This is a genomic window from Actinomycetospora succinea (genome assembly GCF_004363095.1).
In the GTDB taxonomy this organism is placed as follows: domain Bacteria; phylum Actinomycetota; class Actinomycetes; order Mycobacteriales; family Pseudonocardiaceae; genus Actinomycetospora; species Actinomycetospora succinea.
Genome location: NZ_SNYO01000003.1, coordinates 44,434 through 68,717 on the forward strand (window position 1 = coordinate 44,434; position 24,284 = coordinate 68,717).

Annotated in this window: 24 protein-coding genes and 1 pseudogene; 7 read left to right on the top strand and 18 right to left on the bottom strand. The window is 74.2% G+C overall.

All coding sequences use genetic code 11. The features are described from left to right. Positions 1-11: 11 nt before the first annotated feature. Positions 12-800 (top strand): carbon-nitrogen hydrolase family protein, encoded by a 789-nt coding sequence (locus EV188_RS11445; protein ID WP_133826425.1) that lies wholly within the window; start codon positions 12-14, stop codon positions 798-800. On the opposite strand, the gene EV188_RS32960 is transcribed toward EV188_RS11445, so the two are convergent. Together EV188_RS32960 and EV188_RS11455 are read right to left on the bottom strand one after the other, a co-directional pair. Beyond that, positions 801-1,166: a hypothetical protein gene (locus EV188_RS32960; protein ID WP_133826426.1), complete on the bottom strand. Its 366-nt coding sequence runs from the start codon at positions 1,164-1,166 to the stop codon at positions 801-803. Positions 1,167-1,272: 106 nt separating this feature from the next. Further along, on the bottom strand, positions 1,273-2,103 hold the full coding sequence (locus EV188_RS11455) for an alpha/beta fold hydrolase (protein ID WP_133826427.1): 831 nt from the start codon (positions 2,101-2,103) through the stop codon (positions 1,273-1,275). Positions 2,104-2,166: 63 nt separating this feature from the next. Here EV188_RS11455 and EV188_RS11460 point away from each other — a divergent pair, with 63 nt between their 5' ends. Next, the gene (locus tag EV188_RS11460; RefSeq protein ID WP_133826428.1) at positions 2,167-2,724 is read left to right on the top strand and encodes a CGNR zinc finger domain-containing protein; all 558 of its coding nucleotides are present in this window, start codon (positions 2,167-2,169) and stop codon (positions 2,722-2,724) included. A gap of 65 nt (positions 2,725-2,789) precedes the next feature. Here the strand turns inward: EV188_RS11460 and EV188_RS11465 are convergent, their stop codons facing one another. Further along, a complete protein-coding gene (locus tag EV188_RS11465) occupies positions 2,790-3,272 on the bottom strand; it encodes a DUF7347 domain-containing protein (RefSeq protein WP_133826429.1) in 483 nt (160 codons plus the stop codon). A 3-nt stretch (positions 3,273-3,275) separates the two neighbouring features. Then, complete coding sequence (locus EV188_RS11470; protein WP_133826430.1) at positions 3,276-4,460, bottom strand: serine hydrolase; 1,185 nt, start codon at positions 4,458-4,460, stop codon at positions 3,276-3,278. Between the two features lie 75 nt (positions 4,461-4,535). Between EV188_RS11470 and EV188_RS11475 the strand changes: the two genes are divergently transcribed. Continuing rightward, positions 4,536-5,084, top strand: a complete 549-nt coding sequence (locus tag EV188_RS11475) for an SRPBCC family protein (RefSeq protein WP_133826431.1) — start codon at positions 4,536-4,538, stop codon at positions 5,082-5,084. Here the strand turns inward: EV188_RS11475 and EV188_RS11480 are convergent. The 3 genes from EV188_RS11480 to EV188_RS11490 all read right to left on the bottom strand — a co-directional run bounded on the left by EV188_RS11480 (position 5,062) and on the right by EV188_RS11490 (position 7,477). Continuing rightward, entirely contained in the window at positions 5,062-6,264 is a 1,203-nt protein-coding gene (locus tag EV188_RS11480; RefSeq protein WP_243741625.1) for a DNA polymerase III subunit delta', read from the bottom strand. The genes EV188_RS11475 and EV188_RS11480 overlap by 23 nt on opposite strands. Positions 6,265-6,339: 75 nt before the next feature. After that, on the bottom strand, positions 6,340-6,864 hold the full coding sequence (locus EV188_RS11485) for an NADPH-dependent FMN reductase (RefSeq protein WP_133826433.1): 525 nt from the start codon (positions 6,862-6,864) through the stop codon (positions 6,340-6,342). Positions 6,865-6,871: 7 nt separating this feature from the next. Continuing rightward, positions 6,872-7,477, bottom strand: coding sequence for a TetR/AcrR family transcriptional regulator (locus EV188_RS11490; protein WP_208114152.1), 606 nt, complete (start codon positions 7,475-7,477; stop codon positions 6,872-6,874). A gap of 59 nt (positions 7,478-7,536) precedes the next feature. Here EV188_RS11490 and EV188_RS11495 point away from each other — a divergent pair, with 59 nt between their 5' ends. Next, complete coding sequence (locus EV188_RS11495) at positions 7,537-8,373, top strand: alpha/beta fold hydrolase (RefSeq protein ID WP_133826435.1); 837 nt, start codon at positions 7,537-7,539, stop codon at positions 8,371-8,373. Between the two features lies 1 nt (position 8,374). Here EV188_RS11495 and EV188_RS11500 read toward each other — a convergent pair whose 3' ends face one another. Both EV188_RS11500 and EV188_RS11505 read right to left on the bottom strand, forming a co-directional pair. Next, positions 8,375-9,718: an MFS transporter gene (locus EV188_RS11500; RefSeq protein WP_243741626.1), complete on the bottom strand. Its 1,344-nt coding sequence runs from the start codon at positions 9,716-9,718 to the stop codon at positions 8,375-8,377. Positions 9,719-9,779: 61 nt separating this feature from the next. Next, a complete protein-coding gene (locus EV188_RS11505) occupies positions 9,780-10,268 on the bottom strand; it encodes a MarR family winged helix-turn-helix transcriptional regulator (protein ID WP_133826437.1) in 489 nt (162 codons plus the stop codon). A 99-nt stretch (positions 10,269-10,367) separates the two neighbouring features. Here EV188_RS11505 and EV188_RS11510 point away from each other — a divergent pair, with 99 nt between their 5' ends. Next, positions 10,368-11,024 (top strand): FMN-dependent NADH-azoreductase, encoded by a 657-nt coding sequence (locus EV188_RS11510; protein WP_133826438.1) that lies wholly within the window; start codon positions 10,368-10,370, stop codon positions 11,022-11,024. A gap of 56 nt (positions 11,025-11,080) precedes the next feature. On the opposite strand, the gene topA is transcribed toward EV188_RS11510, so the two are convergent. The 4 genes and pseudogenes from topA to EV188_RS32545 all read right to left on the bottom strand — a co-directional run. Further along, the gene (gene topA / locus EV188_RS11515; protein WP_208114153.1) at positions 11,081-14,062 is read right to left on the bottom strand and encodes a type I DNA topoisomerase; all 2,982 of its coding nucleotides are present in this window, start codon (positions 14,060-14,062) and stop codon (positions 11,081-11,083) included. 204 nt (positions 14,063-14,266) lie between these two features. Next, complete coding sequence (locus tag EV188_RS11520) at positions 14,267-15,178, bottom strand: hypothetical protein (protein ID WP_133826439.1); 912 nt, start codon at positions 15,176-15,178, stop codon at positions 14,267-14,269. Between the two features lie 48 nt (positions 15,179-15,226). Beyond that, positions 15,227-15,718 carry an MmyB family transcriptional regulator gene (locus EV188_RS32540; protein WP_243741627.1) on the bottom strand — a complete coding sequence of 164 codons (492 nt, stop codon included), beginning with the start codon at positions 15,716-15,718 and terminating at the stop codon, positions 15,227-15,229. Positions 15,719-15,881: 163 nt separating this feature from the next. Then, positions 15,882-16,184 (bottom strand): annotated as a pseudogene (locus tag EV188_RS32545) (helix-turn-helix domain-containing protein); the annotation flags it as partial. Here EV188_RS32545 and EV188_RS11530 point away from each other — a divergent pair. Beyond that, positions 16,183-16,872 (top strand): SDR family NAD(P)-dependent oxidoreductase, encoded by a 690-nt coding sequence (locus tag EV188_RS11530; RefSeq protein WP_133826440.1) that lies wholly within the window; start codon positions 16,183-16,185, stop codon positions 16,870-16,872. The pseudogene EV188_RS32545 and the gene EV188_RS11530 overlap by 2 nt on opposite strands. Positions 16,873-16,957: 85 nt before the next feature. On the opposite strand, the gene EV188_RS11535 is transcribed toward EV188_RS11530, so the two are convergent. Further along, entirely contained in the window at positions 16,958-19,276 is a 2,319-nt protein-coding gene (locus EV188_RS11535; protein ID WP_133826441.1) for a sodium-translocating pyrophosphatase, read from the bottom strand. A gap of 227 nt (positions 19,277-19,503) precedes the next feature. Between EV188_RS11535 and EV188_RS11540 the strand changes: the two genes are divergently transcribed. After that, positions 19,504-21,846, top strand: coding sequence for a DEAD/DEAH box helicase (locus tag EV188_RS11540; protein ID WP_243741628.1), 2,343 nt, complete (start codon positions 19,504-19,506; stop codon positions 21,844-21,846). Positions 21,847-22,237: 391 nt separating this feature from the next. Here EV188_RS11540 and EV188_RS11545 read toward each other — a convergent pair whose 3' ends face one another. From EV188_RS11545 to EV188_RS11560, 4 genes are all read right to left on the bottom strand, one after another. Further along, positions 22,238-22,882, bottom strand: coding sequence for a bifunctional DNA primase/polymerase (locus EV188_RS11545; protein WP_243741629.1), 645 nt, complete (start codon positions 22,880-22,882; stop codon positions 22,238-22,240). 188 nt (positions 22,883-23,070) lie between these two features. Then, entirely contained in the window at positions 23,071-23,529 is a 459-nt protein-coding gene (locus EV188_RS11550) for an Rv3654c family TadE-like protein (protein ID WP_133826443.1), read from the bottom strand. Continuing rightward, entirely contained in the window at positions 23,526-23,990 is a 465-nt protein-coding gene (locus EV188_RS11555) for a TadE family type IV pilus minor pilin (protein WP_243741630.1), read from the bottom strand. The genes EV188_RS11550 and EV188_RS11555 overlap by 4 nt, the downstream gene beginning before the upstream one ends. A 23-nt stretch (positions 23,991-24,013) precedes the next feature. Continuing rightward, positions 24,014-24,247 (bottom strand): DUF4244 domain-containing protein, encoded by a 234-nt coding sequence (locus EV188_RS11560; protein ID WP_133826444.1) that lies wholly within the window; start codon positions 24,245-24,247, stop codon positions 24,014-24,016. Positions 24,248-24,284 lie beyond the last annotated feature (37 nt).

Here is a 24,284-nt window from a genome sequence, read left to right on the forward strand (position 1 = left end):
ATACACGGGTCATGCGCGTCGCCCTCGCACAAATCCTCGCCACCGACGACCCGTCGGCGAACCTCGAGATCGTCGCCGACCACGCCGCCCTCGCCGCCCAGCAGGGCGCGACGGTCGTCGTGTTCCCCGAGGCGACGATGTGCCGGTTCGGGGTGTCGCTGACGCCGATCGCCGAGTCGCTCGACGGCCCGTGGGCGAGCGAGGTGCGGCGCATCGCGCAGCGCAACGACGTGCTCGTCGTCGCGGGCATGTTCACCCCGACCTCGGACGGGCGGATCACCAACACGCTGCTCGCGACCGGCCGGGGCATCGACACGGCCTACGACAAGATCCATCTGTACGACGCGTTCGGGTTCCGGGAGTCGGACACGGTCGCGCCGGGCGCGAAGCCGACGACGGTCACCGTCGACGGGACCACCCTCGGCCTCGCGACCTGCTACGACATCCGCTACCCCGAGCTCTTCCGGGCCCTCGCCGACCAGGGCGCCACGGTAACGGTCCTGCCGGCGAGCTGGGGTGCCGGGCCGGGCAAGCTCGAGCAGTGGCAGCTGCTGGTGCGCGCCCGGGCGCTCGACGCGACGACCTTCGTGCTCGCCGCCGACCAGGCCGACCCGACGAGCCGCGGCATCGACCCGGGCAAGGCTCCCCGGGGCGTCGGCCACAGCCTGGCCGCGTCACCGTTCGGCGTGACGATCGACGAGCTGGGCGCGGAGCCGGGGCTGCTCGTGGTCGATGTCGACCCCGGGCAGATCCCCGACGTCCGCGCGACCCTGCCGGTCCTCGCGAACCGCCGGCTCTAGTCAGGCCGGGCGGCTCAGCCAGCTCACGCGGTCCTGGTACGGCGCCAGCTGGCTGAGCAGGTGGCGGCGTGAGGCCGGGTCGGCCGTGGCCGTGAAGGCGCGGTCGCGGGTCATCCGCGCGCGCATCGCACCGGGATCGAGAACGACCACCGTCGACGCCTCGCGCACGGCGGCGTCGAGTCCCGTCGCGCCGGCGTGGGTGGCTTCGCCTCCGACGCGGTCGGCATAGACCTGCGCGGCGGCGAGACCGGTCTCGTCGGGGCGGGCGGCCACGACGAGGACGCGTTCGGCGTCGGGGGTCTCTCGGGGGGAGGGGACGGGCAGGGCAGTCGCTGCCGGGGTGCGACCGGCGGCGCGGGTGGTCATCGTGAGCTCCAAGATCGTGCGCCTCGGAAGGGTCCGGCGGCGCTGTTCGTCGTACGTCCTCATAGACGCATGGGTGGCGGTTCGGTGTCGTGTGATGTCCCGCACCTCAGGGCAATGTGCGGTTGAGTAGATCGATCAAGGTGTCGGACGCCTCCTCGGGGAGGAAGTGGCCGGCGCCGGGCACGATGTGCAGTTGCGCCCCTGGCAACGCGTTGCGCAAAGTGCTGCCCGCCGTGCGCGGGATCCAGGTGTCCTCGGCGCCCCAGACGACGTCGGTGGGCACGGCGACCTCGCCGAGGCGGGCGACGACGTCGCGGGTGTCGTCCTCGGTGAAGCCGGCGACCTGGTCGAGGTAGCGCTGCTGCCCCTCGGGGCCGGCGTAGCGGGCGAGGTAGGCCCACTCCGCGTCGTCCGCGAGGGCGCCGGCCACCGTCGTGCGGAGGTGGGCGGTGATCATCGCCGTGAACAGGTGGTTCGGCATCTCGCGGTAGGTGTCGAGGTGGGCGCGAACATGCTGCGTCGCCCCCGTCACCCACGGCGAGAGGACGGCGGCGTCGACGAGGACGAGCGCGCCGGCCGGGGTGCCGTGGACCAGGTGGGCGCGCAGCGTGGTCGCCGCGCCGATGTCGTGCCCGACGAGGACCGGCGCGTCGACCCCCCAGTGGTCGACGAGGGCCGCCAGCGTCCTCGCGTGGCCGTCGACGGAGGGCCGCTCGCCGGTGGAGTCGCCGTAGGTCGGCAGGTCCCACAGGTGGACGGGGCGGTCCTGCGCGAGCGCCGGCGCGACGTGGCGCCAGAGGTACGACCAGGACGGGGTGCCGTGCGTGAGCACGACGGGGACGCCGGGACGGTCGGCGCCGAGGACGTCGACGGCGATGGTGCCGGTGGGCAGAGCCACGCGGTCGCGCAGCGCCCAGGTCGCGAGATCGGTGGCCACGGACCCTCCTCGACAGGGTTGTAGTATCTGTATGAGCCTTACTCTACGAGGAGTGCGTAAGGGATGCAAGCCATCTTTGACGATTACGTCGCGGCGGCCGGGCTGACGACCGATCTCGTCAACACCGCGCCCGGCGTATGGCACGGCGAGGACCAGCTGCCGGACGACGCCGCGGTGGCCGCCTTCGTCGGCGCCTACGGGCTGACCGGCGAGGACGACCTGGCCGGGGTGCACGAGCTCCGCGACCGGCTGCGCGCGGTGCTCGACCTGCGAGACCCGGAGGCGATCGAGCGCAGCGCGTCGGTGCTGGTCGCGCGGGGGCTGGGCTCGGTGGGCCTCGAGCCCGACGAGCGCGGGCGCCTGCAGTGGATCGCGCGGCCCGGGGCGGACGCGTCGCTCGTCGACCGGCTGGCGCTCGTCGGTGGGATCGGCGTGCTCGGGGCGCTGCGGGCGCTGGGGCCCGAGCGGTTCCGCGACTGCGCGTCGGACACGTGCTCGGGGGTCTTCATCGACACCAGCCGCCCCGGGCGGCGGCGGTACTGCATGCCCGACCTCTGCGGGAACCGCGCCAACGTCGCGGCCTACCGCGCGCGGCAGAAGGCGAGCGGGGGGATTTCCTGACGTTCAACGTCAGCATGGCCCCCACGCTGGAACACGCCGGGCGACGCTTTTGCGCAGGGCGACGGTCAGCGCAGGGTGCCCGCGAGGTCGGCGGCGGCGAGGAGGGCGACGAGGACCGGGACGACGCCACTGTCGGGGACGCGGTAGGTGCGGCCGTCCTGCTCGACGACGCGGGCGGCGGTGAGCGTGCGCAGGTGGTGGTAGAGCTGGCCCGACGAGGAGAGATCCGCGGCCTCCACCAGCTCGCTCGTCCCCGCCGGACCGACGAGCAGGCGGCGCACCAGCGCCAGGCGCACGGGGTGGCCGAGGGCGGCGAGGACCTCGGACACGGGCCCGGCGGCGAGCCCCAGCGAGGCGGCGGCGTCGTACCCGATCGTCCAGGTGATCGGGCCGGCGCCCTCCTGCAGGCGCACGCTGCCGTGGTAGCCGATCTCGCCCGCCTCGCCGGTCCGCTGCGCCGCCGGAGACGCCGCCCCGGACGCTTCCTCCAGCGCGGCGACGCGCGCCTCGAGGGCGTCGAGGCGGGCGCCGGTGTCGGGGCTGGTCACGGCTCAGGCCACGCAGAGCACGCGGGACCGGGCGGCCGGGTCCTCCACCGCCTGCACCAGCAGGCGCAGCTGCGCCAGGCCGACGTCGTTCAGGTCGGTGGTCGGCGTGAAGCCCCTCCCGAGCAGCACGCCGACGCCGATCGTGCCGTCGGGCCTGCGGACGCTGACCGCCATCGTCCCGACCCCCGGGAACGAGCCGCCCTTGACGGCGCGGACCTGGCCGTCGGGACGCGGCGCGTCGGGCTCGAGCTCGTTGCGCGCGACGTCGGCGCCCGCACCGAACGACCCGCTGATCACCGCCCGCCACAACCCGGCGAGCTGCGCGGCGGAGCCCGTCGACGTCGAGCGCGCCCACCGCTCGCTCTCCAGCAGGTAGGCCTCGACGTCCTCGGCCTGGGCGACGAGGCGGCGCCGGGAGTCCTCGCGGAAGGCGGGGTCGGCGGCGAAGCGCTGCGCCAGCGCGAGCTCCGCGGGACCCCGGACGGAGCGCGGCGCGGACAGCGGCGGCGCCTCCTGCGGGCGGACGAGCGCGAGCTGGGCGCCGAGCTCCGAGGGCAGGTCCAGGTCGCGCCACCCGCCGGCCGCCGCGGCATCGATCAGCGCCTGGTCGCCGAGGCGGTCGCGCAGGTAGTCGGCGGCGGCGTTGTCGCTGAACTGCACCATCGACGCGACCATCTGCTGCAGGGTCACCGTGCGGTTCGGGTCGAGAGCCGTGCCCTCCGGGCTCCTGGGGATGCCGAGGGCGTCCAGCGCACCCGGGTGGGCGCCCGCGTCGGAGGCCAGGTACCAGTTCTCCCAGTCGCCGACGCGGACCTGCTCGTCGGGACGCAGCCGCCCCTCGGCCACCGCGCGCCCGTAGGCCGCGACGTGCACGATCTTGGCCGCCGACGCGATGGGCATCTGCGCGTCGGGGGCGTGCGAGACGACCGAGCCGCGGCCGTCGTCGACCACGAGGCCGACGTCGTCGGGTTTCGTGGCCGTGATGCCGAGCCACCCGTCGGCCGTCGTCGGGGCGGCGCGGGGCACGGGCGCGCAGTCCGCGGGGCGCGGCGGGTTCGCGGGGACCGTCGCCGCGGGCACGTCCACCGCGGCTCCCCCGGTCTCGCCGCCCGACGAGCAGGCGGCCGGCAGGAGCAGCGCGAAGGCGAGAGCCGTCGCCGTGATTCCGTTTTTTCGAAATTCCGGCATGGCGACACCGTAACCTGATCACTTGGCGTCGCGCCACCCGTATCCGATGAACGACGCGGGCGCGAGGATGGCGCGGTGGGTCTCGTCGACGCCGTCGCCGCCACCGACGCCGAGGTGCGCGAGCCGCGCCGCGGCGACGGTCTCGTCGTGCCCGCCGACATCGTCATGGACCGCGCGTTCACCCTCGCCCACGAGCCCGACGTCGTCTGGCCGTGGATCGTCCAGCTCGGCAAGCGCCGCGCGGGGTGGTACCTGCCCGCCCGCGCCGAGCGCCTCGTCCCGCGCCGGCGGCACGCCGCCGTGCGGATCGTCGAGCGCTGGCAGCACCTCGCCCCCGGCGACGTCATCCCGGACTACGGCGGCCGCGACGAGGTCTTCGTCGTCGACGAGATCGACCCGCCGCACGTGCTCGTGTACCGGTCGCGGCGGGGGCGGACCGACGTGTCCTGGTCGATCACGCTCCGGCCAGTGTCCGGCGGCACGCGGGTCCTGCTGCGGCTGCGCCTCGGGCCGGTGCGTCACGTCCGGCTCGCGGAGACGGTCGGCGGTGCGTTCGACGCCCTGACGATCGCCGGCCTGGCCGCGGGGCTGCGGGAGAGGCTCAGCCGGCCCGCAGCGCCGTGACGAGCGCGTCGATGGCGATCTCGGGCTTCACGTTCGCGGCGAGGGCGTCGCGGCAGGCCAGGATTGCCTCGAGGCGGCGCAGGGACGACTCGGGCGTGTTGTCGCGGGCGGCGTTGCCGATCTCGGTGGCGCGGTCGGGGTGGGTCGAGGTGACCGACGCGCCGACGCCGCGGACGAGGACGTCGCGGTAGTAGCCGGCGAGGTCGACGAGGGCGCGGTCGAGAGCGTCGCGCTTGGTGCGGGTCAGGCGCGACTTCTGCTTCTTCTCGAGGTCCTTCTCCGCCGCGCGCGCCGACCGCTGGGCCTGCGCGGTGCCCTTGCCCGTGCCGCCGGCGCCCAGGGAGACGGCGAGCTCCTCGCGCTCGGCCTCGTCGCGGGAGGCCGCGAGGGCAGCCGCCTCGGTCTCGGCCGCGCCGACCATGGCGTCCGACGCCGCGAAGGCGTCGGCGGGCGAGCGCAGCGCGCGGGGCAGGGCGAGGACGGCGTCGCGCTCCTCGCGGGCCTCGGGCACGCGCGCGAGGCGCCGCGCCCGGCCGATGTGGCCGCCGCACACCGAGGCCGCCCACGTCGCGTCGGCCTCGGGGATGCCGTCGCGCTCGACGAGCACCGCGGCGATCGCCTCCGGCGCCGGACTGCGCAGACGGACGATGCGACAGCGGGAGCGGATGGTCACCGAGATGTCGTCGGGGTGCTCCGACGGGCAGCAGAGCAGGAAGACCGTGCGCTCCGCGGGCTCCTCCACCGACTTGAGCAGCGCGTTCGAGGCCTGCTCGGTGAGGCGGTCGGCGTCCTCGACGATGACGATCTGCCAGCGCGCGGTGGTGGGGCGGCGAGCGGCGATGTCGATGGTGGTCCGCACCTCGTCGACCTTGATCGACAGACCCTCGGGGACGATCTCGCGGACGTCGGCGTGGGTGCCGGCCATGACCGTGTGGCAGGCGGAGCACTCGCCGCAGCCCTGGTGGGGGCACTGCAACGCCGCCGCGAACGCCCGCGCCGCCACCGACCGTCCCGAGCCGGGCGGGCCGGTGAAGAGCCAGGAGTGCGTCATGCCGGCGCCGGGCCCGGCCGCGCCGTCGTCGAGCTCGTCGGAGAAGCGCACCCCGGCGGCGCGCTCGGCCGCGGCCTGCAGCTCGGCCACCGCGGCGGGCTGACCGACGACCTGCGACCACACGCTCACGCCGTCGATGATGCCCCACCGGCCCGACGGCTTCGCCACGTGAGTGATCTGGGTCGTCATGACGACCCAGATCACTCACGTGGCGGCAGCCCTCAGCGTCGCGAGGACGTCGCCGATGCGGGCGCGCAGCTCCGGGTCGGTGACGAGCCCGTCCGTCCCGACCGCGTCGCGCCCGACCGGGATGCGGACGCACGCGTCGGCGACGACGTCGGCGCCGACGTAGCCCAGGACGGTCGCGAGGGAGTCGTGGGCACCGCGCGCACCGGTCCCGGAGGAGGACGCGTTGATCCACGCCACCGGCTTGCGGTAGATCGAGCCGGGCGTGGCGTCGCCGACCGTCCAGTCGAGCAGGTTCTTGAACGAGCCGGGCAGCGCGCCCGCGTACTCCGGGGTGCAGAACAGGACGGCGTCGGCGGCGTGGATCGCCGCGCGCAGCCGCTCCACCGTGGGCGGCAGGGGCTCGCGGTCGTCGTCGGGGTCGAAGTGGGGAAGGGCGGTGAGCTCGTCGTAGAGCACCGCGCCCGCGTCGAGGTCGCGGGCGGTCCGCAGGACCGCGGAGGTGGTCGACGCGGCGCGGGTGCTGCCGCCGATCAGGAGCACCCGGGCATCATCCGGGGTCGACGAGGAGCCCGTCGAGGAGTCGCAGCAGCACCTCGCGGACCTCGCGGCGGGCGCGCTCCTCGTCGTCGGCGTCGGCGATCACCATGGCTCCCTCGTCGAGCGCACCGATGAGGACGTGGGCGAGCGGGCGCAACGGCTGGTCCGCGAGCTGGCCGGCGTCGACCGCGGCGCGCAGGAGCTGTTCGGTCATGCCGAGGCTGTAGTGCGCGGTGAGCTCGCGGAAGCGCCGCCAGCCCAGCACGCTCGGCGCGTCGAGCAGGACCAGTTGGCGCACCTCGGGGTCGACGCAGATGGTCAGCCAGGCGTCGAGCGCTGCGCGCAGGGCCGACGCCGGGGTCCGGGCCCCCGCCGCGACGACGGCCTCGGCGAGGTCGGCCATCACGCGCTCCTCGACGTCCTCGAGGACGGCGAGGAAGAGCGCGGTCTTGTCGGCGAACTGGTGGTACATCGCGCCGCGCGTCACCCCGGCCTCGGCGGCGATCTCGGGCGTGCCGACGTCGACGTACCCGCGCGCGGCCCACAGGTGCCGGGCGGCCGCCTTCAGGGCCTCGCGGGTCGCCGTGGACCGCTCCTCCTGCGTGCGCCTCTTCACTTCCATACATCCTGCCGGTAAGTTTGCGTACAGCCTGCACGGAACTACGGGAGGACACCATGCCCACCGTCGAGCTCGACCACACGACGATCCACTACGACGAGACCGGACCCGACACCGGACGCCCCGTGGTGTTCGTCCACGGCTACGCGATGGGCCAGGAGCTCTGGGCCCCGCTCGCCGAGCGGCTGGCCGCCCGAGGACTGCGCTGCCTCGCCCCGACCTGGCCCCTCGGCGCCCACCGCACCCCGCTGCGCCCCGGCGCCGACGCCACGCTGCCCGGCGTCGCGGCCACCATCGGCGGGTTCCTCGAGGCGCTCGGCCTCTCCGACGTCGTGCTCGTCGGCAACGACACCGGCGGCCTCGTCTCCCAGCTCGTCGCCGTCCACCACGGCGAGCGGCTCGGCGCCCTGGTGCTGACCAGCTGCGACGCGTTTGAGCACTTCCCGCCGCCGATCCTCAAGCCCTTCGTCCTGGCCTCGCGCAACCCGACGACCTGGCGCGCCGCCGTGAAGCCGCTCGCGCTCGAGATCGTCCGGCGCCGCGCGTACGGCGGCCTGGCCCACGCGGACGTCGAGCCCCTGGCCACCGAGTGGGTCCGCCCGGTGCTCGGCGACCCGGGCGTCGCCGAGGACCTGCGCCGCCTCACATTCTCGCTGGATCGGCAGACCTCGCTCGACGTCGCGGCCCGGCTCGGCGAGGTCACGGTGCCGGCGCTGATCGCGTGGTCGGCCGACGACGCCTTCTTCCCCCTCAACGACGCCCACCGGCTCGCGGCCGCGCTGCCCCGCGCCGAGGTGCGCGTCCTCCAGGGTGCCCGGACGTTCTCGATGCTCGACCGGCCCGACGAGCTCGCCGACGCCGTCACGGACATCGCGGTGCCGGCGACGTCGTAGCTCAGGCCTGCGCGCGCTCCGCCGCCGGCAGCCGGTCGTTCATCTGGTGGTAGGCGAGCACGCCGACGGCCGCGGCGAGGAGCCCGGCGCCGAAGAGCACGAACCGCGTGCCGTCGACCTGTCCGGTCTCCCCGAACAGCGTCAGCGTCCGCGACTGCACGAGCCCGACCAGCAGCGGCACCACCGACATCGACGCCAGCAGGTCGACGCGCACGATCGACTGCACGAACGCCACGACCCGGCCGCGCACCGCGTCCTCGACCTGCGCGCCGATGATCGTCAGCCCGGTGAGCAGCGCGGTGCCCGCGAAGACGCCGACGAGGACGACGGCGGCGAGGGCGAGGTAGAGGTGCCACGCCACGGCGACGGCGAGCAGCGAGGTCCCGGCGCCGACGATGGCCACGCCGAACAGGCGGTGGTGGGGTATCCGCCGGGAGAACCGCGGCACCAGCGCCATCCCGAGCGCGAGCCCGGTGAACAGCGCGATGAACAGCACCGAGTACGCCGCGTCCCCGCCGCCGAGGCTCGTCGCGTAGAGCCGGGCGCTCGCGATGACCGCCCCGCCGGCCGCGAAGGCCCCGACGATGCCGACCACCAGGCCGCGCACCAGCGGCGTCGTGGACACGAACTGGGCGCCGTCGCGCAGCATCGCGAGCAGGCCCGGGGCGGCCGCGCGGCGCTCGGCGCTCCGTCCCGAGATCTCGGGGATGCGGAAGGCGACGGTGGCCGCGGTCAGCAGGGCGGCGAGGCCGTTGACGACGAGCGCGAGGTACACGGTGGCGGTGGGACTCGGGTGCCAGCCGAGGACGGCGCCCGACTTCGAGATCAGCGCGAACACCCCGGCGGCGCTGATGACGGCGACGCCGTAGGTCATCCCGAGGGAGAGCTGGTTGGCGGTCTCGACCTGGTCGGGACGCTTGAGCAGGTTGGGGACCGACGAGTCCTTGGCCGGGATCCAGCACAGCGCGCACAGCTCGATGAGGAACGTCGCCGCGAACAGCCACCACAGCGACCCGACCAGCGGGATCGACAGGAACAGCAGGGCCTTGAGGACGTCGCACGTGACCATCACCGTGCGCCGGTCGAACTTGTCGGCGAGCACCCCGCCGAGCGGGGCCATGAACAGCGCCGGCAGCAGCTTGGTGGCGACGACGCCGCCGAGCGCGAAGCTCTGGGCCTGGTAGCCGCTGGTCAGCTGGGTGGCGAGCGCGGTCAGGGCGAGCAGCGAGAGCCAGTCGCCGAAGCTCGCGACCGCGGTGACGGCCCACAGCCTGCGGAACGGGCGGATGGCGAGCACGCCGCGGATCCGGTGCGTCGCGGACGGCTGCTCGTCGATCCGGACCACCCCCCGCGTCGGCTCGTTCCGCAGGGTAGCGGGGGACGGCTCCCGTGCCGTGAAGCGCGACTCAGCAGGTGCCGTCGCCCTGCATCTGCTGGATGTCGGCGGCCACCTGGCACGCGCTCGCGCCGTCGGCCCCGACGGCGAGGCGCTGGAGCAGCGAGCGCAGCTGGTCGCGCTCGGCGGGGTCGAGCGGCGCGAGCAGCTCGTCCTCAGCGCCGCGCAGACGGCGCTCCAGGTCGCACAGCCGTGCTCCGCCGACCTCGGTGAGCAGGACCTGGCGCGCGCGCCGGTCGGACGGGTCGGGGCGGCGTTCGACGAGGCCGGCGCCCTCGAGCTCGTCGAGGAGGTAGGTCATGACCGTCCGGTCGACGCCGAGCGTGCGCGCGAGCGCCAGCTGCGTGCGCGGCGGCCCTTCCGCCAGTCCCGCCAGCACCTGGTAGCCGCGCGGGCCGCCGGGCAGGCCGGAAACCACGTCCTGCGCGGTGCGCAGGTGGGCACGCGCCACCCGGCCCAGGGCCCAGCCCAGGTCGGCCTCGACGCGCGGAGTGGTCATGCGCACAGACTAGCGGCTGGCGAGCACGTCTGTTGACAAGAACGTCTGTCGAGCAGAACATCTTGGTGACAGCTCGTTCTGCTCATCCCGGAGGATCCCGTGACCCTGTTCCGTCTCGACAGCAGCATCCGCGCCGAGGGCTCGGTGAGCCGCGAGGTCGCCGACACGCTCGAGCGGGCCTACCTCGACCAGCACCCCGAGGGCGCCGTCGTCCGCCGCGACCTGCGGACCGACCCCGTCCCCGCCGACGCCTGGCCGTCCGCCGCGCTCGCGGGCTTCACGCCGGAGGACCAGCGCAGCGACGACCAGCGCGCCGCCGTCGACCTCGCCGCGCGCCTCGCCGACGAGGTCGAGGAGGCGGACGCCCTGGTCATCGCGACGCCGCTCTACAACTTCGGGGTGTCGCAGCAGCTCAAGATGTGGATCGACCTGCTCATCACCGACCCCCGCTTCGCCCCGGGCACCTCGCCGCTGGCCGGCAAGCCGGTGACGCTGGTGATCGCGCGCGGCGGCGGCTACGGCGAGGGCACCCCGCGCGAGGGCTGGGACCACGCCACCGGCTGGATCGTGCGCATCCTCGCCGACGTCTGGGGCGGCGACGTCACCCTCGTCGAGGCCGAGCTGACGCTCGCCGAGACCGTGCCGGCGATGGCCGAGCTGCGCCCGCTCGCCGACCAGGTGCGCGCCCGCGCCCACGAGCTCGCCGGCGACGCCGGCCGGCAGATGGCGCGCAGCGGGGCCGCGCAGGTCGCCTGACGCGGACCGGACCCGTGTCCTCGGGACACGGGTCCGGCCTCGTCAGATCACGGGGATCAGCTGGTGGGCGTGCCGCGCTTCGTGCCGGTGCCCGTCTTGGCCGTCGTCTTCTTGGCCGCCCCGCTCTTGGCGGGCGCCTTCTTCGCCGGGGCCTTCTTCGCCGGTGCCTTCTTGGCGCCCGGCTTCACGCCGTCCTTCGAGCGCTTCTCGGCCAGCAGCTCGGCGGCCCGCTCGTCGGTGAGCGTCTCGACGTCGTCACCCTTGCGCAGCGAGGCGTTCACGCCCGTGCCGTCGGTGACGTAGGGCCCGAACCGGCCGTCCTTGACGACCATCGGCTCACCCGAGGCCGGGTCCTTGCCGAGCTCCTTGAGCGGCGGCTTCGCCGCGGCCCGCCCGCGCTGCTTGGGCTGGGCGTAGAGCTTCTGGGCCTCCTCCAGAGTCACCGTGAACAGCTTCTCCTCGCTGTCCAGCGACCGGGAGTCCTTGCCCTTCTTGAGGTAGGGCCCGTAGCGCCCGTTCTGGGCGGTGATCTCCTCGCCCGAGTCGGGGTCCTTGCCGACGACGCGCGGGAGGCTGAGCAGCTTCAGCGCGTCCTCGAGCGTGATCTCCGACAGCGTCATCGACTTGAACAGCGAGCCGGTGCGCGGCTTCTCCTTGGCGCCCTCGGGCAGCACCTCGGTGACGTAGGGCCCGAAGCGGCCCTCCTTGGCGAGGACCTCGTGGCCCGACTCGGGGTCGGTGCCGAGCGAGCGACCCTCCTGCGGGGTCGAGAACAGCTCCTCGGCGAGCGCCAGGTCGAGCTCGTCCGGCGGCAGGTCGTCCGGCAGGTTGGCCCGCTGCGACTTCTCCTCACCGTCCTCGCTGACGATCCGCTCGAGGTAGGGCCCGTAGCGCCCGACGCGCACGACGACGTCGCGCCCCTGGTCGTCGGCGAACATCCGCAGCGAGTTGACCTCGCGGGCGTCGATGCCCTCAAGCTTGTCCCCGACGAGCTTCTTGAGCCCGCCGAGGTTCGACATCGACGCCTCGACGCCCTCGCCGTGCGAGCTCTTGCCGTTGCCGTTGCCGTTCGCGCCGTTGCCGTTCGCGCCGAAGTAGAAGTGCGACAGCCACGTCTCGCGCTGGGCGTCGCCGGCGGCGATGGCGTCGAGCTCGTCCTCGAGCGCGGCGGTGAAGTCGTAGTCGACGAGGCGCCCGAAGTGCTGCTCCATCAGCCCGATCACGGCGAACGCGATCCAGCTGGGGACGAGCGCGCTGCCCTTCTTCCAGACGTAGCCGCGTTCCTGGATCGTGTTGATGATCGACGCGTAGGTCGAGGGACGGCCGATGCCGCGCTCCTCGAGCGTCTTGACCAGGCTGGCCTCGGTGTAGCGCGCCGGCGGGTTGGTGCTGTGCCCCTCGGGGGTCAGCTCGTCGGCGGCGCAGGCGTCGCCCTCGGCCAGGCGCGGCAGGCGGCGCTCGGCGTCGTCGGCCTCGCCGCCGGCCTCCTCGTCGACGGTCTCGACGTAGGCGCGCAGGAACCCGGGGAAGGTGATGGTGCGCCCGGACGCGGAGAAGGTGCACTCCTCGCCGGTCGCGGCCGTGCCGGTGATCCGCACGCTCATCGTGGTGCCGCGCGCGTCGCGCATCTGGCTCGCGATCGTGCGCTGCCAGATCAGCTCGTAGACGCGGAACTCGTCTCCTGAGAGCTCGTTCGCGACCTGGCCCGGGGTCCGGAACGACTCCCCCGCCGGCCGGATCGCCTCGTGCGCCTCCTGCGCGTTCTTGACCTTGCGCGTGTACTGGCGCGGCTTCTCGGCGACGTTCTCCTGGCCGTAGAGGTCGCGGGCCTGGCTGCGCGCGGCGTTGATCGCCGTGTCGGACAGCGTCGTGGAGTCCGTGCGCATGTAGGTGATGTAGCCGTTCTCGTACAGGCGCTGCGCGGTGCGCATCGTCCGCTCGGCCGAGAACCGCAGCTTGCGCCCGCCCTCCTGCTGGAGGGTCGAGGTCATGAACGGCGGGTACGGCTTGCGCGTGTAGGGCTTCTCCTCGACCGACGCGACCGCGAGGTCCCGGCCGGTCAGCCCCTCGGCGAGACGACGGGCGCTGGCCTCGTCGAGGCGCAGGACGTCGTCGGTCTTGAGCACGCCGCGCGAGTCGAAGTCGCGCCCCGTCGCCACACGCTGGCCGGCGACGTTGGTCAGCGTCGCCTTGAAGGTGCGCGGGGCCTGGTCGTCCTTGCTCTCGGTCGCCCGCAGCTGCGCGTCGATGCCCCAGTAGCCGGCCGACACGAACGCCATCCGCTCGCGCTCGCGCTCGACGATGACGCGGGTCGCCACCGACTGCACCCGGCCCGCCGAGAGCTTCGGCATGACCTTCTTCCACAGCACGGGGCTGACCTCGTAGCCGTAGAGCCGGTCGAGGATGCGCCGGGTCTCCTGCGCGTCGACGAGGTCCTGGTCGAGGTCGCGGGGATTGGCGGCGGCCGCCTGGATCGCCGACTCGGTGATCTCGTGGAACACCATGCGCCGGACCGGCACCTTGGGCTTGAGCGTCTCGAGGAGGTGCCAGGCGATGGCCTCGCCCTCGCGGTCGCCGTCCGTCGCGAGGTAGAGCTCGTCGACCTCCTTGAGGGCCTCCTTGAGCTCGGTGACCGTCGACTTCTTGTCCGGCGTCACGATGTAGAGCGGCTCGAAGGAGTTGTCGACGTCGACGCCCAGCCGGGCCCACGCCTCGCCCTTGTACTTGGCCGGCACGTCGGCCGCGCCCCGCGGGAGGTCGCGGATGTGGCCGCGGCTGGACTCCACGATGTACCGCGAGCCCAGGTAGTCGGCGATCTTGCGGGCCTTCGCCGGGGACTCGACGATCACCAGTCGGCGACCGCCGTCGCCGGCGGGCGTCGCGCCGCCGCGACCGGTCTTCTTGCCGCCCCCCGAGGACTTGGCGCCGGACTTCGCGCGCGTGCCACCGCCGGCCGTCGACCCGTTCTCGGTCGGGGTCTCGGCCTCGGTGGTCGCGCTGCGTGCCGTCGTCGAGCCCTTCGTCGGTGCCACGGGCATGCCTCGTCTCGTCGTACTCATGGCGGGTCGCCACTCGCCGCCAGTGTGCCTCACGGTGTCCTCTGCGCCAGGCGCGACCGGTGTCGATGCCGTGGCACGAGGGTGGTGACGGTACTCATCGGATCTCCGAACGCCCCCGTTACGGGACCGATCGGTGCTGGTCGCGGGACCGTGCGGGTGGTTCGCGGGGCGGTGTCGCCGGGCTCACACCGGCCAGACGCCGTCGGCCAGATCGCGGGGCGGCCGACCCAGCAGCTCGCCGAGCCGACCGTGCCGTCGCCTCCCGACGATACGCAGGACCGGCGTCCGCGCCGCACCCGCCAGGGTCGCGCCGAGCCCCGCGTGACGACTCGCCGTGAGCAGACGGTCACCCGATCCCGGCGCGTCGGGGTCGAGCCCGAGCGTGTACGCCTTGCCGTCCAGCGCCCCGGCGGCCAGCACCCACAGCCGCAACCGGGGTCCGTCGAGCACGAACCCGTCGGGCACGTGCTTCATTCCCCCGCCGCAGGTCCAGGCCCTGGCGAGGTCCACCAGATCGGCGCGGAACGCCGTGCGCACCTCCGGTCGCCCGTCCTCGGCACGCCCGACCTCGGCGGGCACCCCGCGCGCCCGCAGCGCGCAGCACAGGGCCCGCACGCGCCACGTCACGAGGGGGTGGTCGGCCTCCGCCGTGCGAGCGATGCGGCTTCGCTGGCGTCCGACGCCAGGATCGCCACATGCTCGCTCCGGCGACACGCCGGCGTGCTCGGGGATGTCAGCCCGGCGGCCACGCTCGCGTTGGGTGTCAGGAAATCCGCCGGCTCGCCCCAGCAGGGCCGCGATCTCGTGGGGGTCGAGGTCGAGGTGGGCGAGCTCGTCCGGGTCGATGTCGGGCACCGGATCGAGGTCGTCGGGGACCGGATCGGGTTCGGGCGTGTCGTCCGAGGCCTCGGCGTCCCCGTCGTCCTCGTCCTCCTCCTCGGGCTCCGGCTCCGGTTCGGGCCCCAGCACGACCGTCAGCCGCGCCGCCGAGCCCCGGCCGAAGATCTCCGCGCGCCCCGGCCCGCAGAGCAGCCCCTCGAGATCCGTCAGGGCGCGCGGCAGGGCGTCCGCCGACCAGAACGACAGCTGCCCCACGGCCGCGGAGCCTAGAACATGCGTTCGAACGAACGGCGCAAGCGAGGCTCAGACGGTCTGCAGACCCACCACGCGCAGGAGGTCGAGCAGCTCCGCGTCGTGGCTGCCCGGGACCGCGGAGTAGACGACGAGGCGCTGGTCGTCGCCCGGGACATCGAGGGACTCGCAGTCGAGCGTGAGCCGGCCGACGCCGGGCACCTCGAAGGACTTCCGGTCGACGCGCCGGTCCTCGACGGGACGCTGCGCCCACAGCTCGGCGAAGATCGGGTTCGTCCGCTTCAGCGAGTCGACGAGACCCCGCAGGACGGCGTCGTCCGGGTAGCGGCCCAGCGCCGCCCGCGTGTGCGCGACGGACAGCCGGTCGAGGCGCTCGCGGCTGCCGTCCTCGTCGACCACGAGCGCGCGGGCCTCGCCGCCGCGGGGTCCGAAGCGCATCCAGGTCAGGTTGCGCCGGTCGCGCGGGATCGCCGAGAGGTCGCCGTACAGCGCCTCGAGCAGCGGGTTCCAGGCCAGCAGGGTGCTGCGGGCGTCGACGAGCATCGGCCGGCAGGTCGTGCATGCGGTCGAGCAGGCGCAGCACGCTCGGCCGCACGACGTCGACGATCTGGCCCGCGCCGGGCGTCTCGACGCCGGCGAGGTCGAACAGGTGCCGCGTCTCCGGCGTCGACAGCCGCAGCGCGCGGGCGAGCGCCCCCAGCACCGACGACGACGGGTGCGGGCCGCGGCCCTGCTCGAGGCGCACCACGTAGTCGACGGACACCCCGGCGAGCTGGGCCACCTCCTCGCGGCGCAGCCCCGGGGTGCGCCGGCGCGGCCCGGCCGGCACGCCCGCATCGGCCGGGGCGAGGCGCTCGCGCCACTGGCGCAGGGCCGCCGCGAGCTCGGTCGGGTCACCGCGGGACATGGTTCCAGAGTGCCCCGATCGCCGCTGTCGATCCTGGTACCGCCGGTCCCCGGGTCCGCCCTCCCTGTCCGTCGACCACGGCGCGGCGCACCGTGGGCCCATGAGCACCGCACTGATCACCGGAGCCTCGCGCGGCCTGGGCCTCGAGGCCGCCCGCCGGCTGGCCGAGCAGGGCTGGACGGTCCTCGCCGGCTGCCGCGAGCCGGCGTCGCTGGCGATCCCGGACGGGACGGACATCCGCCCGATCGCCCTCGACGTCACCGACGACGCGTCGGTCGCCGCGGCGGTGAAGGAGGTGCAGGACGCCGTCGAGACCCTCGACGTCCTGGTCAACAACGCGGGCATCGCCGGGGCCGAGCGCGAGATCGCGCCCGCCGACACCACGGCCGAGGACCTGCGCGCGGTGTACGAGACGAACGTGCTGGGGCCGGTGCGCGTCACCCACGCCTTCCTGCCGCTGCTGCGCCGGGGCACGCACCCGCGGCTGGTGATGGTCTCCTCGAGCCTCGGCTCGCTGCAGGACATGAACGCCGGACGGTGGGAGCGCTACCCGCACCTCGCGTACCCGTCGTCGAAGGCGGCGCTGAACATGATCTCGGTGCTCTACGCGAAGACGCTCGCCGACGTCGTCGTCACCGTCGTCAACCCCGGCTGGACCGCGACGAACCTCAACGCGTTCCAGGGCACGCAGACCCTCGCGGAGGGGACCGACGCCATCGTCGCGGCCGTCACCGACACCACGGGACCGTCGGGACGCTTCCTCGACCGGGACGGCGAGATCCCGTGGTGAGTCCCGCCCCGTGAGACGAGCGAAGGGCCCCTCCGGTCGACCAGATCGACCGAAGGGGCCCTTCGCTCAGTAACTGCCTCGCCCGTCAGGCCTGGGCGGGAGCCGCCGCGTCCTGGTTGGAGTCGGCGATCGCCGTCGAGCGGCGCTTCGACACGTAGATCGCGACCGCGATCCCGATGAGCGCGACGACGGCGATGGTGATGCGGACCGCCGGGTTGGCGTCCACGCCGACCGAGAGGGCCACGACGGCCGGGGCGATCAGCACCGACACCAGGTTCATGACCTTGATCAGCGGGTTGATCGACGGGCCGGCGGTGTCCTTGAACGGGTCACCGACGGTGTCACCGATGATCGTCGCCTCGTGGGCGTCGGAGCCCTTGCCGCCGTGGTTGCCGTCCTCGACGAGCTTCTTGGCGTTGTCCCAGGCACCACCGGAGTTGGCCAGGAACACCGCCATCAGCGTGCCCGCGGCGATCGCGCCGCCGAGGTAGCCCGCGAGCGGGCCGACGCCGAGGCCGAAGCCGACGGCGATCGGGGCGAGGATGGCGAGCAGGCCGGGGGTGGCCAGCTCGCGCAGGGCGTCGCGCGTGCAGAGGTCGACGACCTTGCCGTATTCCGGACGACCCTCACCCTGGCCGCCGCGGTACTGCATGATCCCGGGGATCGAGTTGAACTGGCGGCGCACCTCGTACACCACGGCGCCCGCCGCGCGGGACACGGCGTTGACCGCGAGACCCGAGAACATGAACACGACGGCCGCGCCGATGAGGACGCCGACCAGGATGTTCGGGGCGGTGATGTTGTAGATGTCGCCGATCGCCTGGCCCGCCTCGCTGTAGGCCTGGGTGATCGCGTCGTTGTACGACCCGAACAGCGCCGTCGCGGCGAGCACCGCGGTGGCGATGGCGATGCCCTTGGTGATCGCCTTGGTCGTGTTCCCGACCGCGTCCAGCTCGGTGAGGATGTCGGCGCCGGCGCCCTCGACGTCACCGGACATCTCGGCGATGCCCTGCGCGTTGTCGGAGACCGGACCGAAGGTGTCCATGGCGACGATGACGCCGACCGTGGTCAGCAGCCCGGTGCCCGCGAGGGCCACGGCGAACAGGGCGACGAACACGGAGCCCGAGAGCAGGAACGCGCCGTACACGGCCGCGCCGATGACGATCGCGGTGTAGACCGCCGACTCGAAGCCGACCGAGATGCCGGCGAGGATGACCGTCGCGGCACCGGTGAGCGAGCTCGTGCCGACGTCCTTGACCGGCTGGGTCTCGGTGCCGGTGTAGTAGCCCGTCAGCGACAGGATGATGATCGCGAGCACGATGCCGATGACCACGGCGACGGCGGCGATGACCTGCGGGTTGCCGGCGACGGCGAGGTCGCCGATGCGGTCGGCGTCGACGCCGGGCAGCTCCGCGAAGCTCGACGGCAGGTAGTAGAACGCCGCGAACGAGCAGGCGATGATCGAGATGATCGCCGAGATGTAGAAGCTGCGGTTGATGGCGCGCAGCGCGTTCTCGCCCTCGCGGGTGCGGGTGATGAACACACCGACGATGGCGGTGAGGACACCGATCGCCGGGATGATCAGCGGGAACGTCAGGCCCAGCGTGCCGAACGCGACCGAGCCCAGGATCAGCGCGGCGACCAGCGTGACGGCGTAGGACTCGAAGAGGTCCGCGGCCATGCCGGCGCAGTCACCGACGTTGTCGCCCACGTTGTCCGCGATGGTGGCGGCGTTGCGGGGGTCGTCCTCGGGGATGTTCTGCTCGACCTTGCCGACGAGGTCGGCGCCGACGTCCGCGGCCTTGGTGAAGATGCCGCCGCCGACACGCATGAACATGGCGAGCAGGGCGGCACCGAGACCGAAGCCCTCGAGGACGCGCGGGGCCTCCTCGACGAAGATCAGCACGACGATCGCCGCGCCCAGGAGGCCGAGGCCGACGGTGGCCATGCCGACCACGCCGCCGGTGCGGAACGCGATCTTCGCGCCCTTGTCGCGCCCGCCGGGCTCGTTGGCCGCCGCGGCGACGCGGATGTTGGCCTGGGTCGCGAGGTTCATGCCCAGCGCGCCGATGGCCATGGAGAACAGGGCGCCGACGACGAAGGCCACCGACCGCCCGATCAGCTCGCCCGTGCTGTTCGCCGGCAGGGCGAAGAGCACGAGGAAGACCACGACGATGAACGGCGCGAGCGTCTTGAACTGGCGCGTGAGGAAGGCGCTCGCGCCCTCCTGCACCGCGCGGCCGATGTCACGCATCCCTTGCGTGCCCTCGTCGGCCGCCAGGACCTGCTGGCGCAGCACGACGCCGATGACCAGCGCGATGACGGCCACCACCGCCACCACGACGACCACGATGTTGTCGCCGGCGGAGAACGAGATCCCCGCGGCGAGGACGGACGCTTGCATCCAGCCTCCCGGTTGGCACTTCCTACGACGCGCCTCGCCAGGCCTCGCGGCGGCTGCGGCGCGTGATGATTCAGGCCACCGACCCGACGACACCGGGTGGTGGACAGGTGCCGCAGTGTAGGAGGTGCGTGTCACCTGGTCGCACGGCAGTTCCCCCGGACGCTGTGAGGTGTGTTTCTTTCACGAACGAGAGCGGGGGTGGGAGGGCTGTGTCAGGGTCGGAGCGCGTGGGGCTCTCCGGTGACGTCGAGGTGCTCTCCGGCGAGACCCGCGGCGCCCAGCTGCTGCGTCGCGTGCTCGCCGGCACCCCGTCCGGCGAGAGCCCGCTGACCCACGCCGAGATCGTCCCGGCGCGCGACGGACGCACCACCGGCTGGCCCGAGTGGGTCCCGGAGGCGGTGCGCGCCCCGTTCCTCGCGCGGGGCGTCGAGCGGCCGTGGGGCCACCAGGTCGCCGCCGCCGAGCACGCCTGGGCCGGCGAGCACGTCGTCGTCTCGACGGGCACCGCCTCGGGAAAGTCGCTGGCCTACCAGCTGCCGGTGATCACACGCCTGCACACGGACCCGCGCGCGACCGCCCTGTACCTCTCGCCGACCAAGGCGCTGGGCGCCGACCAGCTGCGCACCGTCCACGATCTGCGCGTCGACGGCGTGCGCGCCGCGTCCTACGACGGCGACACCCCGATCCCCGAGCGCGACTGGGTCCGCCAGCACGCCAACTGGGTGTTCACCAACCCCGACATGCTCCACCGCGGCGTCCTGCCGCGGCACGGTCGCTGGACGACGTTCCTGCGCCGCCTGCGCTACGTCGTGATCGACGAGTGCCACTCCTACCGCGGGCTCTTCGGCTCGCATGTGGCGTTGCTCATGCGGCGACTCCGGCGGGTCTGCGCGCGCTACGGCGCGCACCCGACGTTCGTGCTCGCCTCGGCGACGGTGTCCGAGCCCGCCGCCTCGGCCTCGGTGCTGACCGGGCTGGACGTGGTGGAGGTCACCGACGACGGGTCGCCGCGCGGGGCGCGGGCCGTCGCGCTGTGGGAGCCGCCGCTGCTCGACGAGGTCACCGGCGAGAACGGGGCGCCCGTGCGGCGCTCGGCGGGCGCCGAGACCGCGCGGATGCTCGCCGACCTCGTGCTCGAAGGGGCCCGGTCGCTGGCGTTCGTCCGGTCGCGGCGCGGAGCGGAGCTGACCGCGCTGGGGGCGCGGCGGGTGCTGTCGGAGGTGGATCCGGCGCTGGCGTCCCAGGTGGCCGCGTACCGGGCCGGCTATCTCCCCGAGGAGCGCCGGGAGCTGGAGCAGGCGCTGCTCACCGGGGCACTGCGCGGCGTGGCGACGACGAACGCGCTCGAGCTCGGGGTCGACATCGCGGGTCTCGACGCCGTCGTCGTCGCCGGGTTCCCGGGGACGCGGGCGTCGTTCTGGCAGCAGGCGGGACGCGCCGGGCGCTCGGGGGACGACGCGCTCGTCGTGCTCGTGGCCCGCGACGACCCGCTCGACACCTACCTCGTGCACCACCCGCAGGCGATGCTCGGCGCGCCGCTCGAGCGCTGCGTGCTCGACCCGACCAACCCGTACGTTCTCGCGCCGCACCTGGCGTGCGCGGCGTCGGAGATCCCGTTGACGCGGGAGGACGTGTCTCTGCTCGGGGGCGACGCCGCGCTCTCCGTGGTCGACGACCTCGTGGCCGAGGGGCTGCTGCGGCGCCGGCGCGGCGGTTGGTTCTGGTCGCACCCCACCGACCGGCCGCACGCCGGCGTCGACATCCGGGGCAGCGGCGGTGAGCAGGTCGTGCTGGTCGAGTCCGAGACCGGGCGCATGCTCGGCACCGTCGACCCCGGGACCGCGCCCGCGACCGTCCATCCGGGCGCGGTGCACCTGCACCAGGGCGAGAGCTACGTGGTCGACACGCTCGACCTCGACGAAGGCCTGGCGCACGTGCACGCCGAGGACCCGGAGTGGACGACCCAGGCCCGGACGGTGATCGACATCTCGGTGGAGGAGACCGAGCAGTGCGCGGGCTTCGGCGAGCTGCAGGTCTGCCTGGGCTCGGTCGAGGTGACCGAGCAGGTGGTCGGCTACCTGCGCAAGCTCCCCTCCGGGCGGGTGCTGGACTCGACGCCGCTGGACATGCCGGCGCGATCGCTGCGGACGCGGGCGGTCTGGTACACGCTCACCGAGTCGGCGCTCTTGCGCGCGGGGCTCGAGCCCGCGCAGTGGCCGGGCGCGCTGCACGCCGCCGAGCACGCGGCGATCGGGCTGCTCCCGCTCGTGGCGACCTGCGACCGCTGGGACATCGGCGGCGTGTCGACGGCCCTGCACCCCGACACCGGGCACCCGACCGTCTTCGTGCACGACGGCCACCCCGGCGGCGCGGGGTTCGCCGACCGGGCGCACGAGGCGCTGCGGGAGTGGCTGGCGGCGACCCGGGCGGCGATCTCGGACTGCGAGTGCCCCTCGGGGTGCCCGTCGTGCGTGCAGTCGCCGAAGTGCGGGAACGGCAACGACCCGCTCGACAAGGCGGGCGCGATCCTCGTCCTCGACGCGGTGCTGGGGCGGCTGGCGGAGGGCTGACGGCGACGCGAGCGGGGAGTTCGGACGCGTCGAGGCAGCGAACAGCGCGTTCGCTGCGAAGCCGGGGGCTTGGGCTCCGCCGCGGGTCGGGGGTTCGGGGTCCGCCCGACCCGCGGCGAGGTCTGTCACGCCGCAGGCCGAGGAGCGTCTCGACCCGGCCTGCGGCGCGGTTTGTGGCGGCGGTGGGCGACTCGGTCGCGCGCGGCCCACCGCCGCGGGGTCCTCCCCTGGCCCGGACCGTCGGCCGGTCGCGACGGGTGGACCGGCGCGTCGGCCTTCGGTGGTCCGGGTGGGGCGGCGGGCGCGCGGCTCGTGGTGGCCTCGCTGGTCCGGCGTCGCCCCGAGGGGACCCGAAGTGTGTGTAGTTGTGGTGGTGTCGTCGGCGGGAGCGCTAGGAGCGGACCCCGGTGGCGACGGTGGCGAGGCGGTAGGTCGACCCGCCGCCGGCGACGGCCGGACGCTGGGCGACGGCCTCGGCCAGCGCGTCCTGGACGCGGAACGGGTCGGGCAGGGCCCAGCCGCACGCGGCGGGGCGGACCCGCCAGTGCACCGATCCCTGCGGGTGGGTCGAGGGCGGCGCGGCGAACCAGCTGCCGCGCCCGTGCAGGACGATGCCCGCGCGCTCGGCGAGGTCGGGCCGCAGGGGCTCGCCCGCGCCGACGGGGAACAGCCACTCGCCGGTCGGGGTCGCCGCGATCGGCACCGGGACGCCGACCGCGCGCAGCACGGCGGCGGCGCGCCGGCCGACCGTGGCGGGGACCTCGAGCACGTCGAAGGTCAGCCCGGTCGGTAGCAGGATCGAGTACGGCAGGCCGGACCACCAGTCGGCGATCTGGTCGCAGTCGGTCGACGCCCGGCGCGCCCAGTCGTCGAGGACCGGGCACGGACCGTCCTGGGAGGCGTCGGAGCAGCCGCTCCACACCTCGCCCTGCGGGAACGTGCCCGGGACGACCGCCCAGCCGTGGTCGGCGAGCACCATGGCCTCAGCGCGGAGCTCCGTGCCGTAGACGGCTCGATAGCTGTCCCACCACTGCATCGGCATCCTCCTGGACCGGTTCCTGCTCCCGGTGTGCTGTATCCAGTAACGGCACGCGCACGTCGCTTCGCCACCCGTCATCGCCCATCGGCCGTGATCACACGCTGAGCGTCACGGTCGGCCCCGTCGAGCGGGCGAGCGCGCGATGAGTAGCAGGGCGGTCACCGATTGCTCCGGCGGGTCGCCGCTCACCCGGGACCGCCCTCCGCTCGTCCCGGTGTGTTCACCTCGCGGTCGCCGCCGGTCACCCGGGCACGGCCGGACGGGGGCCCGCCCACCGCCACCGGACCGGCCCGCGCTCGCCCGGTCGCCTCACCGGACACGCTCGGCAGGCAGCGGCACGGGTAGGTCGTGATCACTGTCACGGTCCACCCCTCGACGGCGCAGTCCGCGACGTCGGCTCCGTTGCCCGCGGCGACCTCACGGGCCCGCGCACAGGCCACGTCGGCCCCACGCACGGCCTCGCGGGCCCCGGCGAGCGCCGCGAGGTCGGCGGCGGTCTCGGCCCGGTGCCGGGCGAGCGTCGCCGCGCCCAGCTGCAGGCCCAGCCCCAACAGGCACACCAGGACACCCACCGCGGCCGCCGCGAGCACGGTGGCCGAACCGGCGTCCCCGACCGCTCGCCGACCGCCCGCCGTACCGCTCATCGCGCACGACCGATCTCGGCGGCCGTGACGGGCGGCGGAGACCCGCCGGAGGCGGGCGGGGACTGCCCGGAGGCCGACGCCGGGTCCTGCGCGACGTCGGCCTCCGGCGTCCCGCCGGGGAGCGGATCGGGGCCCTCGCCCGGCGCCACCGGCGAGGGTTCGCGGGCCGCCGAGGCCTCCGCGCCGATGCGCAGGCCCGGGAGCGCCGAGCCGAGCGGTACCGCGCGGACGCGGACCACGACGTCGTCGCCGCGGACGTCGACGCCGACCTCCGAGCCGCCGGGGAGCAGCTGCTCCGCGGCCCGCCGGGCGCCCTCGGCGTCGCCGCGGGCCGCAAGGCGCGCCGCCTCGGTGGCCGCGTCGAGGCAGCGCAGCTGGAGCACCACCGCGCCCATCGCCGCGAGCACGATCCCCAGCACCACGACGAGCGTGCCGACCGCGAACGCGGCCTCGACCGTCACCGAGCCGGCGTCGCTCGTAAGGCTCAGAAGGCGGTGTCGAGCGCCCGCTGCACGATCCCGGTGAGGCCGGCGACGATGTTCTGCCCGGTCACCACGCTGTAGAGGATCGCGCCGAACGCCGCGGCCGCGACCGTGCCGATCGCGTACTCGGCCGTCGACATCCCGGCGTCGTCGTCGCGCAGGTGCGCGAGGCGGTCGCGCAGGCGTGCTCGCGCGGTGGGTGCGTTCGGTGCTGACGGTGCTGACGGTGCTGACATGGGGTTCTCCTCTCCTCCCACGCCCCGGCGGGGCGGG

Bases quoted from the DNA above. Each gene is read 5' to 3' on its own strand.
- EV188_RS11445 (WP_133826425.1), top strand. From the start codon at position 12: ATGCGCGTCGCCCTCGCACAAATCCTCGCCACCGACGACCCGTCGGCG.
- EV188_RS11535 (WP_133826441.1), bottom strand. From the start codon at position 19,276: ATGCAAGCGTCCGTCCTCGCCGCGGGGATCTCGTTCTCCGCCGGCGAC.
- EV188_RS11560 (WP_133826444.1), bottom strand. From the start codon at position 24,247: ATGTCAGCACCGTCAGCACCGTCAGCACCGAACGCACCCACCGCGCGA.
- EV188_RS32540 (WP_243741627.1), bottom strand. From the start codon at position 15,718: ATGCTCGTCGACGCCCGCAGCACCCTGCTGGCCTGGAACCCGCTGCTC.
- EV188_RS11470 (WP_133826430.1), bottom strand. From the start codon at position 4,460: ATGCCGGAATTTCGAAAAAACGGAATCACGGCGACGGCTCTCGCCTTC.
- EV188_RS11545 (WP_243741629.1), bottom strand. From the start codon at position 22,882: ATGCAGTGGTGGGACAGCTATCGAGCCGTCTACGGCACGGAGCTCCGC.
- EV188_RS11530 (WP_133826440.1), top strand. From the start codon at position 16,183: ATGAGCACCGCACTGATCACCGGAGCCTCGCGCGGCCTGGGCCTCGAG.
- topA (WP_208114153.1), bottom strand. From the start codon at position 14,062: ATGCCCGTGGCACCGACGAAGGGCTCGACGACGGCACGCAGCGCGACC.
- EV188_RS11460 (WP_133826428.1), top strand. From the start codon at position 2,167: ATGCAAGCCATCTTTGACGATTACGTCGCGGCGGCCGGGCTGACGACC.
- EV188_RS11505 (WP_133826437.1), bottom strand. From the start codon at position 10,268: ATGACCACTCCGCGCGTCGAGGCCGACCTGGGCTGGGCCCTGGGCCGG.
- EV188_RS11550 (WP_133826443.1), bottom strand. From the start codon at position 23,529: ATGAGCGGTACGGCGGGCGGTCGGCGAGCGGTCGGGGACGCCGGTTCG.
- EV188_RS11495 (WP_133826435.1), top strand. From the start codon at position 7,537: ATGCCCACCGTCGAGCTCGACCACACGACGATCCACTACGACGAGACC.
- EV188_RS32960 (WP_133826426.1), bottom strand. From the start codon at position 1,166: ATGACCACCCGCGCCGCCGGTCGCACCCCGGCAGCGACTGCCCTGCCC.